Here is a 17,886-nt window from a genome sequence, read left to right on the forward strand (position 1 = left end):
AAAAAGAAGGTTTAACATGAAAGGAATACTTGAAAGAACGTTTAAATTAAACCTACACCACACATCGTCAAAACAAGAAATAATGGCTGGAGTGACGTCATTTTTCACAATCGTTTATATTATGATTGTCAATGCGTCAATTTTATCAGATGCCGGTATTCCGCTTGAGGCTGGAATTTTGGCAACTGTTTTCAGTTCGTTTGTCGGATGTCTACTGATGGCATTTTGGGCAAATGCACCTGTCATTCTTGTACCAGGTATGGGTGTAAATGCATTCTTCACGTACACAGCTGTGCATACGCTTGGATTAAGTTGGCAAGAAGCTTTAGCAGCTGTCTTTATCGCTGGTATTATTTTTGCAATTGCCGCGTTTACACCGATTGCTCGCACGCTTTCATTATCAATTCCAAAGTCATTAAAAGAAGCAATTACTGTCGGCATCGGTTTATTCTTAGCTTTCATTGGCTTGCAAAAAGGTGGTCTAGTCGTTTCGCATCCAAACACTGCTGTTGCATTAGGAAAATTAAGTAGTCCAGTTGTTCTTGCAACACTGCTTACCCTTATTGTGGCACTAGTTTTATTCATTCGTAACGTACGTGGAAACTTTTTATGGACGATTGCAATTGGGACTGGTATTGCATGGCTATTTGGTCTTGTTGATACAAGCCAAGTAGGAAGCAGCTCATTTTCATTCGCTAACTATGGGGATGTATTTGGAGCTATGTCTTTTGGAAAGCTTTCTTCCTTACCGTTTTGGATTGCAACATTCTCATTAAGCATGGTGCTTATTTTTGAGAACATGGGGCTTTTACACGGTTTACTAGAAGACGATCGTAAATTCCCACGTGCTTATCAAGCAAATGCAATCTCAGCAATGACATGTGGTCTATTTGGCACAAGCCCTACCGTTTCAACAGTAGAAAGTGCCGCGGGTATTACAGCAGGCGGTAAGACAGGTCTGACGTCTATCGTTACAGGGATGTTATTCTTTGCATCACTGTTTGCTCTTCCGTTTGTAAAATTAATTCCTGATAGTGCCATTGCACCAATCTTAATTATTATTGGCGGCTTGATGATTACAAACATTCAACAAATCCCTCTAAATGACTTTTCAGAAGGATTTCCAGCATTTTTAATCATCGTTATGATTCCGCTCACATATAGCATCGCTGATGGTATTGCGTTCGGATTTATTGCTTATCCTATTTTAAAGATTGCTCTTGGAAAGCATAAAGAAGTCGCACCGTCCATGTATATTATTACATGTCTATTCTTAGCCATGTTTGTGTTACACGCTATTGGCTAAAAAAGCGCTGGGAATTCCCCAGCGCTTTTTTATTTAAACCACCCTTTTTTATAAAACCAGGCCATCATTCCTCCGCCAATTAGTGCCATAATGACTAAACAAATAAAATAGCTATATTTCCCTGCTAGCTCTGGCATATGCGCAAAGTTCATCCCATACACCCCTGCAATGAATGTTAATGGCATAAAGATGGTCGAGAAAACCGTTAATGTTTTCATAATATTGTTCATATGATGCGAGTTCAATGAAAAATAGCTGTCCCGAATATCCGCTGTTAATTCTCGGCTTGCTTCAATCATTTCTGAAAGCTTCAGCAAATGATCATGAATATCTTTAAAATAAATTTCATGATCGCTCACACCATAAAAGCGTGTCGAATTTAAAATACGATATAACAAATCACGCATCGGGATGATTGTACGGCGAAGCTTTGACAAGTCAGCACGAATATCAAATACCTCTTCTAATACTCTTCCTGCTGTATCCCCTGTTAAATTATCGTCGATTGCATTTAAATGATCTTCAATATAGTAAACCGGTGCAAAGTAATCATCGACAATTTGGTCAATAATTGTATGTGCAACATTCAGAGGACTCTTCTTAATTCGTTGCCTCTCTCCAAGCTTCGTCCATACTCTTTCTATCGCATTATTATGCGAAAAATGGAAAGACACAATATAACGCTCACTAACAAATAAATCAATTTCATGTGGCTCTAATCCATCTTCTCCAAATGCATGAAGAACTAAGAAATTATAGCCATCATAAAAATCAACTTTCGGCCTCTGTACATATTCTACACAATCTTCAATCGCAAGGGGATGGAATTTAAAATGCTCCTGTAAGATATATGTATACTCTTCTTTTGTCGGCTTATATAAATCAAGCCAAAACCATATAACATCTTCTCGCTCTGTATCTTCTAACGAAACATCATATAATACTTCATCTTCTTTCGTTACTGCACAAATTCTTATCATAATTTCACCCATTATTATTATAAACAAAAAATAGCAAAAAAAGCCAAGGAGAAGACTCCTTAGCTTTTTAACCTTATTTCGTTACGATACCATGCACTAATTTTGGTGCATCAACATGTGCTGCTGCTATTTTCATGTTCTCATAAATTTTTGCCTTTACATCTTCTACATTTTCACGGTTTGCGTAAATCGTAACAAGTGAGTCACCTTTTTTCACGATTTCGCCTACTTTTTTGCGAAGCATAAGTCCAACTGCTAAATCAATCTCAGATTCTTTCGTTGCACGACCTGCACCTAAAAGCATCGCTGCTGTTCCAATTTCATCGGCAACAATTTCAGATATATATCCATCTTCTTTCGCTTCTACTTCAATCTTATATTGTGCTTGTGGCAGCTTAGAAGGATCATCAACAACAGAAGCGTCGCCGCCTTGTGCTGCTAGGAACGTTTTAAATGATTCTAGCGCTTTTCCATTATTCATCACTTCAATTAACTTTTCACGCGCATCTTCTAAAGAAGAAGCTTTTCCAGCAAGATATACCATTTGACTTCCAAGTGTTAAACACAGCTCTTCTAAGTCTTTCGGTCCTTTACCTTGCAATGTATCGATTGCTTCTTTTACTTCTAGTGCATTACCGATTGCTTCACCTAGTGGTTGACTCATATCTGAAATAACTGCCATCGTTTTACGACCAACGTTATTACCGATGCGTACCATTGCTTCTGCTAAACGCTTCGCATCTTCATCCGTTTTCATAAATGCGCCCGCACCTGTTTTCACATCAAGTACGATTGCATCCGCACCGGCTGCAATTTTCTTACTCATAATAGAACTTGCAATAAGCGGGATTGAGTTTACTGTTGCTGTTACATCACGAAGTGCATATAGCTTTTTATCAGCAGGTGTTAAATTTCCGCTTTGGCCGATAACAGCAATTTTATTTTCATTTACAAGACGAATAAATTCGTCATTTTCAATTTCCACATGGAATCCCGGTACTGCTTCTAATTTATCAATTGTACCACCTGTATGTCCTAATCCACGGCCAGACATTTTTGCAACTGGTACATCTAAAGCAGCCACTAATGGACCTAACACAAGAGTAGTCGTATCACCAACACCGCCTGTTGAATGCTTATCTACTTTTACCCCTTCAATCGCTGATAAGTCAATTGTATCGCCGCTATTCACCATTGCCATCGTTAAATCAGCACGTTCTTGTTCATTCATATCTTGGAAGAAAATCGCCATTGCAAATGCGCTCATTTGATAATCTGGAATATCACCATTTGTATAGCCCTCTACAATAAAGTTAATTTCTTCTGTCGTTAATGTATGTCCATCACGTTTTTTTGCAATTAGGTCCACCATTCTCATTGTGAACTCACCCCTTCATTTGTTTTACGATTTCTTTTACTAATGCTAAGAAATTAGATTTTACACGTTCTGTCGTTTCAATTACTTCATCATGATGAAGCGGTTGATCTAAAATACCAGCTGCCATGTTTGAAATACAAGAGATACCAAGTACTTTCATACCTGCATGACGTGCTACAACAACTTCTGGTACAGTTGACATCCCAACCGCATCTCCGCCAAGTGTACGAAGCATACGGATTTCCGCAGGTGTTTCATATACAGGACCTGTCATCGCGACATATACGCCTTCTTGTACTTTAATATTTAAATCAGCTGCAACCTGTTTCGCCATTGCGCGAAGTTCTTTACTATACGATTCAGACATATCAGGGAAACGTACACCCATTTCAGAATCATTTGGTCCGATTAATGGATTATGACCCATGAAGTTAATATGATCTGAAATAAGCATAAGATCGCCTGGTTCAAATGCTGTATTTACACCGCCAGCAGCATTTGTTACAACCACTGTTTCTACACCTAGCTCTTTCATAACACGAACTGGGAATGTTACCTTTTGCATGTCATATCCTTCGTAATAATGGAAACGTCCTTGCATTGCCACTACTGTAACTCCTTGAAGTGTACCAAATACAAGTTGACCAGCATGGCCTTCTACAGTTGAAACAGGAAATTCAGGAATTTCACTATATGGTACTGTTACTGCATTTTCAATTTCATCTGCTAGTACACCTAGTCCAGAACCAAGGATAAGTCCTACCTGTGGTGTTTCTTGGAATTTTCCTTTTAAGTATGCAGCTGATTTTGTAATAAGTTCACGATTCATTATGTTATCCCCCTTATTTTTTCAAGTCGTTTAAGAAACTTGTTCCATATTTCGGCATTGTTACGCCAAAGTTTTCCGCTACTGTTGCACCTATATCAGCAAATGTTTGGCGAATTGCTAATTCTTGTCCGCCATCTTTCATACTTGGGCTGTATGCTAGTAATGGTACATATTCACGCGTATGGTCAGTACCATGGTGAATTGGATCATTACCATGATCTGCTGTAATAAGTAACAAGTCATCTTCTTTTAGTTTTTCAAATACTTCTGGAAGGCGTGCATCATATTCTTGCAACGCTTCTCCGTATCCTTGAGGATCACGGCGGTGACCAAACAACGCATCAAAATCAACAAGATTCACGAAACTAAGACCTGTAAAGTCCATATTCAATGTATCAACAAGCTTGTCCATTCCATCCATGTTAGATTTTGTACGAAGAGACTCTGTTACCCCTTCTCCGTCATAAATATCAGAAATTTTACCAATTGCAATAACATCATATTCACTATCTTTTAATTCATTCATTACCGTACGACCAAATGGTTTTAATGCATAGTCATGACGATTTGGTGTACGCTTGAAGTTTCCAGGCTCTCCAACGAATGGACGAGCAATAACGCGACCTACCATATATTTTTCATCTAATGTTAACTCACGTGCAATTTTACAAATTTTATATAACTCTTCAAGTGGTACCACTTCTTCATGAGCTGCAATTTGTAGTACGCTATCTGCTGATGTGTACACGATTAAAGATCCTGTTTCCATTTGCTCTTTACCAAGTTCATCAAGGATCTCAGTTCCTGAAGCTGGTTTATTCCCAATAATTTTACGACCTGTTTTCTCTTCTAACTCATCAAGTAGCTCTTTCGGGAATCCTTCCGGGAATACTTGGAATGGTGTATCAATGTAAAGCCCCATGATTTCCCAGTGCCCTGTCATTGTATCTTTCCCAGTAGATTTCTCTTGCATTTTTGTATAATAACCAAGTGGTTTCTCTACTTTTGAAATCCCTTTCATTTCACGAATGTTACCAAGACCTAATTTCACCATGTTTGGCATTTGTAATCCATTCATATGCTCAGCGATATGACCAAATGTATCAGAACCTAGATCACCAAATGCTTCGGCATCCGGTGCTTCTCCAATTCCTACGGAGTCCATTACCACTAGGAAAATACGTTTATATTTATTCACAACTGCAACCTCCTATATGTTCAGTTCCACTTAATGTAGTATGTTCAAAATGATGTAAAAACTTCCCTTTTTCTCTAAGTCAGATGTCAGACATCTCATATGGGTATCATAACATGTTTACGCTTTCTTTTTAAGTGATTTTCGAAGAAATTCTTTTTTCTTTCACATTTTCTATTGTAATCCATTCTGTACCGAAGTGCTAATGAAATTATTATTTATTTCCTTATATAAAAATAAAGAGCAGCTCTAAGAGCCACTCCTTATTTTACTTCTACTGTTTCGTCTTTATGTTCGTGTAGTTCACCTTTTCTTACATGAACTTTCACTTTATACGTACCTGCTTCTTTAAAAGTATGTGTACTTACATACTCGCCTTGATTACCTTCCTTAGCTGGAATAAATTCATGCTTTGCTACTCCGTCTTTCGAAATTTCAAGTTGTACTTCAGCACCAGTTAACGCTGCGTCTTTTTGTTTTAAATGTACTTTCATTGTAGATTCAGCATTTGCTTTTACATCACCCGCCATAAGATGAATCATCGTGTCGCTTTTATGATCACCATGACCTGCTTCATGTCCACTGTTCTCTTTCTTTGTATCTTCTACTTTCGCATTACCTACAGCCACTTTCACTTCTGGCATCACATGCATTTCACGTGCATTTGTATGTGCGATAACATGATACACACCGTCAGATGGGAATGTTTTATCCACTGCATAAACCCCTTTACCTTTATGCTTGCCGTTTAACATTTCATGTTTTTCTTCGCCATCTTTCCAGATTTCAAACTTTACATCATCGGCATCTGTTACGTTTTCTTTCCCTTGTGTAACAAGTGCCTGTACTTCTACTTTTTCATTCGGCTTAAGTTCTTTTGGGTTTGTTTTTACCTCTACCTTTACTTCCTCAATCTTTTTCTTTTCTTTTGACTGTTCATCTGCTTTTGTATTGCAGCCAGCTAACGCTAGCATCGCGATAAATAAAGTAATTACTAATTTTTTCATCATAACTTCCTCCTTCATACTTTCATTAGTATAGAGGAAATGACTGGTCAAATTCTAGCCTTCTACTGAAAACAATGTACGAAATGTTTGTGAAGTTTTTGTGAAGTGCATTGTGATTTATATTTTCAAATAATAAAAGAGCATAGCTAGGACTATGCTCTTGGGTGAAACTGTTTATATACATCTTTTAATCTAGTTTTTGAAACATGCGTATAAATTTGCGTCGTTGAAATATCTACATGTCCAAGCATTTCTTGTACAGCACGCAAGTCCGCGCCATTTTCTAATAAGTGCGTTGCAAAAGAATGACGGAGTGTATGTGGCGTAAGTTCTTTTGCAATATTTGCTTCTTTCGCTAGTCGTTTTAAAATTTTCCAAAAACCTTGACGGGATAAGCGATTACCATGATGGTTTAAAAAAAGTGCATCTACTGTTTTTTTTCCTAGCAGTTCTGTTCTTCCTTTTTCAATATAATGTTGAATTGCTTCTGTTGCTAAACTCCCAAGAGGAATGATTCTCTCTTTATTTCCTTTCCCAATGCAGCGAACAAATCCCATTGTTAAATGAACATCATCTAAATTCAATGCAATCAATTCCGAAACACGGAGTCCAGTGGCATACAATAGCTCTAACATCGCCTTATCACGGATACCAAATGCACTTGTCACTTTTGGCGTTTGCAGTAACGCTTCTACCTCACTTACTGACAACACTTTCGGTAACTTCCGCTCGCCTTGAGGTGTTTCAATATGTACAGATGGATCATGTTCAACCACTCGTTCACGTAATAAAAACTGATGAAACGAGCGTATAGACGCTATGTGACGAGCTAGTGTTTTTGATGATTTCCCGTTCTCTTTTAAATACTGCAAAAAATTAACAATGTGTATTCGTGTCACCTCATGATACGTTTTGATTTGCTCAACATGTTGTAAATATTTCACATAACTTTTCAAATCTCGCTCATATGATACAATCGTATTTTTTGCTAGTCCTTTTTCGACAACCATATAATGAATAAAATCTTTTAATTGATCTTCCAATCTACACTACTCCCCATTTTCATAGAAAAAAATTATTCTATTTACAAAAGTATCTTTTGCCGGTTCTTCATTCCCTGATACTTTTTCTACTGTCTCTTCTTTTGGTTTTTCATAACGATGATAGCTCTCATATTCTTCATTTACCCATAGTATAGCGAAATAAAACATAATCGTACAACCCGTAAATAATAAAAATACTTTCATCCCATCAAAAGTCAGCTTTAGAGCTCGGCGCATTGTAAACTCCTCCAAAATATATATTATTACAACATATGCCAAGCTCTCCACGATTTATACCTAGATTCAAATAAAAAACCTCTCCCTAGCAAAATAGGAAAAGGTTATTTTTCATTCGTTTCATTTTCTTGACAATTTTTACAGATTCCATGGAAAGTCAAACGGTGGTCTTTTACTTTAAAGCTCCAGTCTCGTTCTACTTTTTTCTCTACTTCACCGAGTAGATCTTCTTGGATTTCTTGTACAGCACCGCATTGTGTACAAATTAAATGATGATGGAAACGCTGTGCACCTTCTTGACGTAAGTCATAGCGTGAAACACCGTCACCGAAGTTAATCTTATCGACAACTTTTAACTCGGATAATAACTCCAAAGTTCGATAGACGGTTGCAAGTCCGATCTCTGGCGACTTTTCTTTTACAAGGAGGTAAACATCTTCTGCGCTTAAATGATCTTCTTCATTTTCTAGCAGCACACGAACTGTTGCTTCACGTTGTGGTGTTAATTTATAGCTCGCTGCATGTAATTGCTTCTTAATTCGTTCAATTCTTTCTTCCATTCGGTACTACTCCCTCCTCGCCACTCTTACACCATTATATCAGAAGAAGGGCTACTGTCAAAAGAAAAGACAATCAAAATAACTTGATAATTATTCTCAAGTAGTATTTATTTTTTATTAATAGTCTCCACGACTTCTTTCATTAAAACTGGTGAAGCATACGCTTCTATACTAGAAGCAACCGCTAACACAACACCGATGATAAGAAAAAAACAAGTGTAGCGAATTAACATCGGCAATAGTGGCTCATTTACTTTTCGAATAAATTGATGCCTTATCATTCGTAAGGAAAAACTTGCTGCAATTGTCGTCATCACAAGAAACGTTGGAATAATGATTAAGTTTTGCGGCAACACAGATACAAATGCTAACAACAATCCATTCCAACCATGCTGACTCACTAAAAATCCTACTGTAAATCCAACAACTACTCCTTTTAAAAATAATAAAAGGAAGATGAGCGGTAATCCAATAATAGAAATCCCTAAAATCCAAATAAATCCAATGTATTTTAATAGCGAAAAGTAACTTTCTCGAAACATTTCGCCTGCAATTGCAAATTCACCTTTGGAAACTTGTCCAAAAAAACGACTCAAATAAAAAGATAAATCCTGCTTTTGATTCACCTGCAAGCTATTTACAAGAATAGCTCCGAATACTACACCCATTAATAACAAAACAGAAACAAATATATAAAGCGAAGAATTTTCTTGTATATGAGAGATTACACGTTCTTGCCAAGTTTTTCGCAACATTTTTCTTCCCTCCGTTCATACTCTTACTAAAATGTATGAAAGAAAGAAAAAAAGTATGACGAATTAACATTGAAATTCCGCTCGACTTTGCTAAACTTAAAAGTAGAGAATAGGAGGGATTTTGCTTGAAACCATTATTATTAGATTTTCCAACATTATTTCAAACCGAGCGCCTACAAGTACGTAAACCGTTCCCAGGCGATGGAACAGAAGTATATGAAGCAATTCAAGCTTCTTTAGAAGACTTACAACCTTGGATGCCAATCACATCCGAAACAGAAGAAACTGCCGAAGAAGCGGTTAGAAAAGCACACGGACAATTTTTACTTCGTGAAACTTTAGCTTTTCACTTATACGATAAAGTAACAGGTACATTTATCGGGGCCCTTACTCTTCACCCAGAAAACTGGAATATTCCAAAGTTTTCTGTTACCTTCTGGCTGCATAGTTCTTATACAAAACAAGGTTATATGACAGAAGCATTAAAAGGTGCTGTTCAGTTCGCTTTCGACAAACTTGGTTCTAGACGCATCGAAATTCGCTGTGATGCTACAAATGCAAATGCATGTGCCTTAGCAGAACGTCTTGAGTTTATTTTAGAAGGTACATTAGAAAATGACTTTCTTGCTCTAGACGGTAGCTTACGCGACACACGTGTATATGCCAAAATTAATTAAAACACTCGCCTTAGGCGAGTGTTTATTTTTGCAATTGTAAATATTGTAGTGCAAATATCGTCTTCGCATCATGAATACGTTGTTCTTGCATAAGTGAAATTGCTTCTTCTAATGACAATTCCATTAATTCCACAAACTCATCTTCATCTAAAGCTGCTTTATCTTCTTTTTTCTTTAATCCTGTTGCTTTATATACATACAAAATTTCGTCCGCAAAACCAGGTGATGTATAAAACGATGTAACAAATTCCATGCTGTCACACACATAACCTGTTTCCTCTTCCAACTCACGAACCGCAGTTATTTCTGGTTTTTCCCCTGGCTCTAGTTTCCCAGCTGGAATTTCAACAATCTCTTTTTCCAGCGCTTTGCGGTATTGCTCAACAAGTACAATCTTTCCTTCATCTGTAACAGCAATAATCGCAACTGCACCAGGATGATTTACAATTTCACGTTTACTCATTTCTCCATTTGGCAATACTACTTCATCAACACGAACTTTAATAACTCTTCCATCAAAAATCGGTTCAGTTGCAATTGTTCTCTCTGCAAGATTACTCACAAGACTTCATCTCCTTGTTCTATTTCCTAATCGTTCTTCATACATTTTACCACATTGAAAGGAGCGTGATAAAAATGAAGGTTTATATTTTGTCAAATCGTATCACACTGGTCGGCAAAGCTTGGCAAATTAGACATGCACTCAAACAATATGAAAAACGATATCACACTATTCAAGACTGGATAACAGGTAACGAGAAGTAAACTGTTTGTCAACCTCTTTACGCTCTCGTACAATAAGAGTAAGGAGGTTGACCCATGAACAAACGACAATTAGGAAACTCAGATTTATATGTTACTGAAATGGGACTAGGTTGTATGTCTCTTGGCACCAATGAAACAGAGGCCATCCGTATCATTGATGAAGCAATTGATTTAGGAATTAACTTTTTAGATACAGCAGACTTGTACAACTATGGCCAAAATGAAGAGTTTGTTGGCAAAGCACTTCGAGGGAAACGTGATCAAATTGTTCTCACTACGAAAGTAGGAAACCGCTGGACAGCGGATAAAAATGGATGGTCTTGGGACCCTTCTAAAGCCTATATAAAAGAGGAAGTAAAAGAAAGCTTACGCCGCTTACAAACAGATTATATTGATTTATATCAATTACACGGCGGTACAATTGAAGATCATATCGATGAAACCATTGAAGCATTTGAAGAATTAAAACAAGAAGGTGTCATTCGTCATTACGGTATTTCTTCTATCCGTCCAAATGTCATTCGTGAGTATGCAAAACGCTCCAATATCGTTAGCATATTAATGGAGTACAGCCTATTAAATCGCCGGCCTGAAGAATGGTTTCCACTACTTCGAGACAATCAAATTAGCGTTATTGCTCGTGGGCCACTCGCAAAAGGTTTGTTAACTGACAACAATGAAAGAAAGATAGAAAAGGTAAAAGAAAAAGATTATCTTTCTTATTCTTTTAATGAGTTAACAGAAACAGTAACTACTGTAAAAGAGATTACTAAAGAACGTTCCTTAACAGAGACGGCTATTCAATATTGTTTACATGATCAGGCTGTTGCTACTGTTATTCCAGGTGCTAGCTCAATTACACAACTAAGAGAAAATGTACGAGCTGGAAATCAGCCACCGTTAACAAATGAAGAATACAGACAAATTCAAGCTGCTGTCAAAAATGATACATATGTATTACACCGCTAAAAAAACGCTACCTTTTGGTAGCGTTTTTTTACATCGTATCGTATTTATCAGGGTTTGTTCCTACATGCAAATTACGATCAAGCGTATCAATTTTCTTTATCTCTTCTTCTGTTAAGGAGAAATCAAAAATAGTAAAGTTCTCTTTAATACGAGATGGTGTAACAGATTTAGGAATTGTAACGATTCCGCTCTGAATATCCCAGCGTAAAATAATCTGTGCAGGTGTTTTTCCATATTTCCTAGCAATTTCTTGAATAATTGGATGCTGAAATACTTCCCCACCTCTCATTAACGGGCTCCATGCTTCCATTTGAATTTGTTCATTTTGACAAAAATCACGCAGTTCAAACTGTGCAAGCATTGGATGAAGTTCTACTTGGTTCACCATCGGCTTCACATTACAATTGGGCAGCAGCTGCTCTAAATGATGCTGATGAAAGTTAGAAACGCCAATTGCACGTACTTTTCCTTCTTCATATAGCTTCTCAAGAGCACGATATGTATCTACGTATTTTCCGCGTATAGGCCAGTGAATTAAATATAAGTCCACATAATCCATTTGCAACTTTTCTAAACTTTTTTCAAATGCTTGAAGCGTCGTTTCATACCCTTGGTCATCATTCCATACTTTTGTTGTAATAAAAAGTTCTTCACGTGCAATTCCTGATTCACGAATCGCCACGCCGACACCGCTTTCATTTTCATATACAGTGGCTGTATCAATAGAACGGTAACCAACCTCTAAAGCCGTTTTTACTGCTCGATTTACTTCTTCACCTTCTTGCGCTTTATACACGCCTAAACCGAGCATTGGCATTTTCACGCCATTATGAAGCGTAGTTGTTGGAATATGCATAACAGTTCCTCCTTCTTCTATCCTGCACCTTACATGCAAGCAGATACCATTCGTTTTCAATAACCATCACTTTATTTGAACAGGAAAAAAATAAAAAGTCAAAAGATACACCTAGTTTACATAATATTTTTATAAAGTGAAACTTCCACATGTTACAGTTGCTCTAGAAACTTCGCTACTTCGGCTGAAGACCTAAAAATAATTATGTCCTTTTCAGCTGATACAGCTTGTAGCTTTTCCAAAATGACAGGTCGTTTTACTTTTGAATACGTCCATACCCACTTCAAAAACTCGAAATCCAATTGTTCATCACAGCCTTTTCCCATATCTGGGCGCGTTTTATTATGGTATTGTATTCTTCTTTTTACTACACGATATAAGCACTGTATTCTTGGTAAATCAACAAAAATAATTGTATCAGCCGCCTCTAACCGCATATCCATTGTAAAACCATAGTTCCCATCTATAATCCAACAATCTTGCGCTACTAAGTCTCTTTGCACCTGTATTTGTTCTTCTCGACTTGCTAGCACCCAATCTTCTTTCCAATAAAGTGCATCAAGGTGATATACAGGAATGTGTAACAAATTTCCTAGCTCCCTAGAAAACGTAGATTTCCCTGCACCTCCAGAACCAATAATCATAATTTTTCTCACTTTTCCCCCCTCCCTAATAAAAATAACGCGTGCTTACTCGCTCGCGTTATTTCCCATCCACTCTTTTGCTTTTTCATCTATGTTACGAACAAACTCATCTTTTCCCTCGACATATTGCTCTGCATCATATGTAAATCTCTCTGCCAGCTCTCGCTTTAACGTCGCATACGCTTCCACTTCTTCACAGTGTGCCATCATATAATCTCGAAATGCTAAATGCCGTACAATTTCTGGATTTCCAGTCGCAAATACATGTAAATGATACGATCGTTTTTCCTCTGTGCCATGAATAAAAAAGCGGCGACCTGAAATACCATTTTCCCCCTTCGGTATGTACCCTAGCTCTCTAAAATGTTCACTCCACTGATCTACTCGTTCAATCTGCTTTACTTCCATAATCATATCAACAATTGGCTTTGCCGCTAACCCAGGGACAGATGTACTACCGATATGATGTACTTTAACAAGTTCTGGTAGTGCTTCTTTTAAGCGCTTTGCTTCTTGGTGAAACTTTTCTGTCCAATGATTTTCATATGGTACCACTTCAATTTTTCTCATCCCAATCCCCTTTTCTCTAACCTATTTATTCCTCAAAGCGTTTAAAAAAATCATCAGTAGATTTCTCCTGATGATTTTTTTAAAAGTTATTTAAAGTCTTTCCATGTAAGGCTACTTTCACTTAACAGCTCTTCAAACGATTTATTTTTCTCACGTTCTCGCTGCTCTTTGCGCTTTCTTTCTATTTCTTCCACTTCTTTTTGTTCTTCTCTCACTTGCAATTCTTTCTTCTTGCTCTTTAATTGATGCATTAACGCCTCATTCAGTTGATCACCAATCGTAATGGACTCTTTTTCTGTTTGATTCGTTTGTGTTTGTCTTTGCATTTGTCTTTGTTTCTTTTTCTTCATACTGCTCACCTTTTACTTTTTTCTCCATTATAGGGGAAATAGTAGACTCTCGACAATAAAAAAAGAAATATTCACTTTCAATTCTTTCCTTTTTCTATTATTTGAAATTTGTAAAAATGTAAAGGAAAAGATAATATTTTGTTAATATTTATAATAAACTGAATTTCTATAGAAAATTCTCTCTTAATCTATTAAAATAGTGTCGTATGATGTCATATTTTAAAAAGGGAGAAAAAATCATGTGGAAAAAAGTCATTCCTGTCGTCGCTGTTTTAAGTACCATTACGTTTTCAACCGTATTTGCTGCACCTCCAACTCAGACATCCGCACAACAAGATCGCTACATTGATGTTCAAATGCTTGGTGTTAATGATTTTCACGGTCAATTAGACACAGTAAAAAAAGTAAATAACAAAGAGGCTGGTGGCATCGAATATCTCGCTTCTTATTTACGAGAGCGAGAGAAACAAAATCCCAATACATTACTTGTCCATGCTGGTGACATGGTAGGAGCAAGCCCGCCTGTTTCTGGACTCTTACAAGATGAACCAACCATTGAAATCTTAAATGATCTAGGCTTTGATGTTGGAACAATTGGAAATCATGAATTTGATGAAGGCCTTGACGAAATGCGTCGTCTCATTTACGGCGGATACCATGAAAAAACAGGAGATTTTAAAGGTGCAAATTTCCCTTATGTTGCTGCAAATGTCCACAATAAGTCAACCGGTCGCTTATTTCTACCACCATTTACTGTAAAGATGGTCCAAGGCGTACCCGTAGGTTTTATCGGTGTTGTAACAACTGATACTCCTAATGTTGTCATGCCTACCATGCTGAAAAATGTACAGATTACTGATGAAGTCGAAGCAATCAATAAGTCTACGAAACAACTAAAAAGACTTGGAGTTAAATCAATTGTTGTACTCGCACATAACCCGGGAACTACAGACGAAAGTGGAACTACAGAAGGCGATCTCGTTCGCTTAGCAGAAGGAATAGATTCAGAAGTAGATGTTATTTTCGGTGGTCATAGCCATACTTATGTAAACGGAACAATCAACAACAAACTCATCGTACAAGCAAATTCCTATGGCATGGCTTTTGCTGATGTTGATGTGAAAATTGATCGTAAAACGAAAGATATCGTAGAGAAAAAAGCTGAAGTAGTTACAACATTCCATGACGGCATACAACCTGATCAACAAATAAAAAAGAAAATGGACCAATATGCTGAAAAAATAGCTCCTCTTGTCAATGAAGTTGTCGGAAAATCTGCCGCTCCTTTAAATCGGACACAAAATGCTGCTGGCGAATCTACGCTAGGTAACTTAATTGCTGATGCACAGCGCAAAACAATGAACGGACAAATTGCGCTCATGAACCCTGGTGGAATTCGTAATGATTTAGATGCAGGCGATATTACATGGGGAGAATTATACGGGATTCAACCGTTTGGAAACCAATTAATAAAAGTCAATTTAACTGGTCAAGATATTCATGACATTTTAAATCAACAATGGCAAAAAGACAAAACGAGAATGCTTCAAATCTCAGGTATTCAATACACTTGGGATCAACATAAACCAGATGGAGAAAAGGTTACAAATATTCATTTAACAAGCGGAGAAGAACTTGTTGCTTCTGAAACTTACACAGTTGTAGCCAATGCTTTCCTTGCTTCTGGTGGAGATGGATTTGTATCCTTTAAAAACGGAAAAAATGCCGAAACAGGACCAAATGATTTTGAAGCATTAGTTGATTATGTAAAACAAACGAAAGAGCCTATTCAAGCTATAATTGACGGGAGAATAAAAAGAGTCAATTAAACGAATTGGGATTCTATAGCAATCCAGATTTTCTTAATATAAGTGCTTGTTTTCTATTAAAGTGAAACTTTGATCAGTGGGGGGGTTCTTTATCCCCACTGATCCTTAGCCTTCACCCAACTTCTTGACTTTCTCCCGAATTTTGAGGTGGGGGTATTACTGTCTTCAAATAGCAGGATAAAGAGTGAAGTTGCATGACTTCTCTCTTTTATTTATCTTTATACAATTCATCAAGTTCTTCATATTTTTGTATATATTCTTTTAAAGCTTCTTCCACAATTTTGGATTTATAAACACCTCTTGCCTGCGACAAAATGTCTAATTTCTCTAAAATTTCCGTACATATAGAGAAATTACGCTTCTTCTTTTCACCACTTTTTGCCGTTTTCGCTATAAAGGGTTCCTCTCTTTTTCGAAGCAACTCATAAATGTTCTGCAGTTGCTCATAAATGAGTGCTTGATAATCTGTTTTTACATATTGAAGTGCAGCAGCTTCTTGAAGATATAAATGGCGCGGCTCTTCTCCTTCTCCAATAAATATTCGTTTCTTTTTCTCACCGTCATATTCGTATCCAATCATCCTTAGCTTTTTTGACAATGTATATGGGCTCATTTCGAGGCGTTTAGCAATCATTGCAAGTGGTTCACGCTTATTTAAACGATCTATAATTTCTCCAATTGTCACTTCTTCCCTCCTTTCTGAGCTTACATACTTGAAATTAGATCGGCATGTTATGATACAATAATTTTTTAACAGTATATGCTGAAATTACAGCACCGTGCAGTGCACACCATTTAAGAAAAGGAGGTTTTTTTATGCTTTTCCGTAGCCGCACTCCTTCCTTTTACAACAAAGAGAAGAATCCAATTCCTAATAGCGTCGCCACGATAGAAAACGTTACGATTAACAATCGAAAACAAGCTCTGCTCATACGCGGTCAAGACGTGAATCAGCCTATTTTATTATGCTGTCACGGCGGTCCTGGCATGGCGCAAATTGGATTTATTCGCCATTTTCAGGAAAACTTAGAAAAACATTTTATCGTTGTAAATTGGGATCAGCGCGGAGCTGGCAAATCCTTTTCATGGCGTGATATAAACACACCATTCACAATTGAACAATTTGTTTCAGATGCTCATAAAATCATTCAATATCTACTTTCTCGGTTTAAAAAACAAAAACTATTTCTCGCTGGTCATTCCTGGGGAAGTATTATTGGTCTACAAATAACAAAGAAATATCCAAAGTACATCGAAGCATATATTGGAATCGGACAGATTGTACATATGAAACAAAACGAAGAATTGTTGTATCAACATTTAATTCATTCTGCAAAAAAACATGGACACGCACGGGCATTGACTTCTCTAACAAAACTAGGCAAACCTCCGTTTTTAGATATGCGGCGTCTTATCATTCAAAGAAGATGGCTTGGTACATTTGGTGGTGCGGTTCAAAGTGGAACTTCGTTTTCTTTTATTCGAAAAGGGCTACTTTCTTCTGAATATACATGGCTAGATTGGTTGAAGTTTCTCGCAGGAAATATAAAATCAGGGACGTTGTGGGAGGAAATGCTCACAGTGGATTTCTTTTCTACAATCTCAACTCTTTCCGTACCCGTTTATTTTTGTTCTGGCCGTTACGACTATCAAACACCTTATGCACTTGTACAGCAATATTGCGATATGATTCAAGCACCGATAAAAAAAATGATTTGGTTCCCAAACTCAGCCCATTCTCCAAATTTAGAAGAACATGAACTTTTTGCAAGCACTCTATGCTCTATAAAAAAAGAGCTAACCTTTTCGCACGTGTAACAACCATTACTATATAAATCCATTTTGATTTTTCGACATATAGCCGCGGCTATGGATAACAAAAGGTGACCTGCACTCATTTTCTCTCTTTGTTTTCACTGTGTCTGGAGCAGGAAAA

General features: G+C 37.1%; 21 protein-coding genes. 6 read left to right on the forward strand and 15 right to left on the reverse strand.

Annotation, left to right across the window (positions count from 1 at the left end):
• Window positions 1–16: 16 nt before the first annotated feature.
• A complete protein-coding gene (locus QUF99_RS21465) occupies window positions 17–1,306 on the forward strand; it encodes an NCS2 family permease (RefSeq protein WP_289372726.1) in 1,290 nt (429 codons plus the stop codon).
• 29 nt (window positions 1,307–1,335) lie between these two features.
• Here QUF99_RS21465 and corA read toward each other — a convergent pair whose 3' ends face one another.
• From corA to spoIIM, 9 genes are all read right to left on the reverse strand, one after another.
• On the reverse strand, window positions 1,336–2,298 hold the full coding sequence (gene corA, locus QUF99_RS21470; protein WP_289372728.1) for a magnesium/cobalt transporter CorA: 963 nt from the start codon (window positions 2,296–2,298) through the stop codon (window positions 1,336–1,338).
• Window positions 2,299–2,359: 61 nt separating this feature from the next.
• On the reverse strand, window positions 2,360–3,664 hold the full coding sequence (locus QUF99_RS21475) for a pyrimidine-nucleoside phosphorylase (protein ID WP_289372729.1): 1,305 nt from the start codon (window positions 3,662–3,664) through the stop codon (window positions 2,360–2,362).
• Between the two features lie 7 nt (window positions 3,665–3,671).
• Entirely contained in the window at window positions 3,672–4,493 is an 822-nt protein-coding gene (locus tag QUF99_RS21480; protein WP_289372730.1) for a purine-nucleoside phosphorylase, read from the reverse strand.
• 13 nt (window positions 4,494–4,506) lie between these two features.
• Entirely contained in the window at window positions 4,507–5,691 is a 1,185-nt protein-coding gene (gene deoB / locus QUF99_RS21485; RefSeq protein ID WP_289372731.1) for a phosphopentomutase, read from the reverse strand.
• A 260-nt stretch (window positions 5,692–5,951) separates the two neighbouring features.
• Complete coding sequence (locus tag QUF99_RS21490) at window positions 5,952–6,698, reverse strand: FixH family protein (protein WP_289372732.1); 747 nt, start codon at window positions 6,696–6,698, stop codon at window positions 5,952–5,954.
• Between the two features lie 149 nt (window positions 6,699–6,847).
• Window positions 6,848–7,738, reverse strand: a complete 891-nt coding sequence (gene xerD / locus QUF99_RS21495) for a site-specific tyrosine recombinase XerD (protein WP_289372734.1) — start codon at window positions 7,736–7,738, stop codon at window positions 6,848–6,850.
• A gap of 6 nt (window positions 7,739–7,744) precedes the next feature.
• Window positions 7,745–7,975 (reverse strand): YqzK family protein, encoded by a 231-nt coding sequence (locus QUF99_RS21500; protein WP_289372735.1) that lies wholly within the window; start codon window positions 7,973–7,975, stop codon window positions 7,745–7,747.
• 104 nt (window positions 7,976–8,079) lie between these two features.
• Window positions 8,080–8,535: a ferric iron uptake transcriptional regulator gene (gene fur / locus QUF99_RS21505; RefSeq protein ID WP_017150998.1), complete on the reverse strand. Its 456-nt coding sequence runs from the start codon at window positions 8,533–8,535 to the stop codon at window positions 8,080–8,082.
• Between the two features lie 107 nt (window positions 8,536–8,642).
• Entirely contained in the window at window positions 8,643–9,290 is a 648-nt protein-coding gene (gene spoIIM / locus QUF99_RS21510; RefSeq protein ID WP_289372738.1) for a stage II sporulation protein M, read from the reverse strand.
• 125 nt (window positions 9,291–9,415) lie between these two features.
• Between spoIIM and QUF99_RS21515 the strand changes: the two genes are divergently transcribed.
• The gene (locus QUF99_RS21515; RefSeq protein ID WP_289372740.1) at window positions 9,416–9,967 is read left to right on the forward strand and encodes a GNAT family N-acetyltransferase; all 552 of its coding nucleotides are present in this window, start codon (window positions 9,416–9,418) and stop codon (window positions 9,965–9,967) included.
• A 22-nt stretch (window positions 9,968–9,989) separates the two neighbouring features.
• On the opposite strand, the gene QUF99_RS21520 is transcribed toward QUF99_RS21515, so the two are convergent.
• Complete coding sequence (locus QUF99_RS21520; RefSeq protein ID WP_289372742.1) at window positions 9,990–10,529, reverse strand: NUDIX domain-containing protein; 540 nt, start codon at window positions 10,527–10,529, stop codon at window positions 9,990–9,992.
• Window positions 10,530–10,603: 74 nt separating this feature from the next.
• Here QUF99_RS21520 and mciZ point away from each other — a divergent pair, with 74 nt between their 5' ends.
• Both mciZ and QUF99_RS21530 read left to right on the forward strand, forming a co-directional pair.
• On the forward strand, window positions 10,604–10,732 hold the full coding sequence (gene mciZ / locus QUF99_RS21525; protein WP_289372744.1) for a Z-ring formation inhibitor MciZ: 129 nt from the start codon (window positions 10,604–10,606) through the stop codon (window positions 10,730–10,732).
• 54 nt (window positions 10,733–10,786) lie between these two features.
• A complete protein-coding gene (locus QUF99_RS21530) occupies window positions 10,787–11,701 on the forward strand; it encodes an aldo/keto reductase (protein ID WP_289372746.1) in 915 nt (304 codons plus the stop codon).
• Between the two features lie 28 nt (window positions 11,702–11,729).
• On the opposite strand, the gene QUF99_RS21535 is transcribed toward QUF99_RS21530, so the two are convergent.
• The 4 genes from QUF99_RS21535 to QUF99_RS21550 form a co-directional block, all read right to left on the reverse strand.
• Window positions 11,730–12,557 carry an aldo/keto reductase gene (locus QUF99_RS21535; RefSeq protein ID WP_289372748.1) on the reverse strand — a complete coding sequence of 276 codons (828 nt, stop codon included), beginning with the start codon at window positions 12,555–12,557 and terminating at the stop codon, window positions 11,730–11,732.
• Between the two features lie 152 nt (window positions 12,558–12,709).
• Window positions 12,710–13,213: a DNA topology modulation protein gene (locus QUF99_RS21540; RefSeq protein WP_289372750.1), complete on the reverse strand. Its 504-nt coding sequence runs from the start codon at window positions 13,211–13,213 to the stop codon at window positions 12,710–12,712.
• A gap of 33 nt (window positions 13,214–13,246) precedes the next feature.
• A complete protein-coding gene (locus QUF99_RS21545) occupies window positions 13,247–13,771 on the reverse strand; it encodes a GrpB family protein (RefSeq protein WP_289372752.1) in 525 nt (174 codons plus the stop codon).
• An 86-nt stretch (window positions 13,772–13,857) separates the two neighbouring features.
• Window positions 13,858–14,121, reverse strand: a complete 264-nt coding sequence (locus QUF99_RS21550; RefSeq protein ID WP_289372754.1) for a YqkE family protein — start codon at window positions 14,119–14,121, stop codon at window positions 13,858–13,860.
• A 239-nt stretch (window positions 14,122–14,360) separates the two neighbouring features.
• Between QUF99_RS21550 and QUF99_RS21555 the strand changes: the two genes are divergently transcribed.
• The gene (locus QUF99_RS21555) at window positions 14,361–15,950 is read left to right on the forward strand and encodes a bifunctional metallophosphatase/5'-nucleotidase (protein ID WP_289372757.1); all 1,590 of its coding nucleotides are present in this window, start codon (window positions 14,361–14,363) and stop codon (window positions 15,948–15,950) included.
• A gap of 208 nt (window positions 15,951–16,158) precedes the next feature.
• Here QUF99_RS21555 and QUF99_RS21560 read toward each other — a convergent pair whose 3' ends face one another.
• Window positions 16,159–16,635 (reverse strand): ribbon-helix-helix domain-containing protein, encoded by a 477-nt coding sequence (locus tag QUF99_RS21560; RefSeq protein ID WP_289372759.1) that lies wholly within the window; start codon window positions 16,633–16,635, stop codon window positions 16,159–16,161.
• A 131-nt stretch (window positions 16,636–16,766) separates the two neighbouring features.
• Between QUF99_RS21560 and QUF99_RS21565 the strand changes: the two genes are divergently transcribed.
• On the forward strand, window positions 16,767–17,768 hold the full coding sequence (locus QUF99_RS21565; RefSeq protein ID WP_289372762.1) for an alpha/beta fold hydrolase: 1,002 nt from the start codon (window positions 16,767–16,769) through the stop codon (window positions 17,766–17,768).
• The last annotated feature ends 118 nt before the right edge of the window (window positions 17,769–17,886 follow it).

Origin of the sequence: Bacillus sp. DX4.1 (assembly GCF_030348195.1) — a bacterium.
In the GTDB taxonomy this organism is placed as follows: Bacteria; Bacillota; Bacilli; order Bacillales; family Bacillaceae_G; genus Bacillus_A.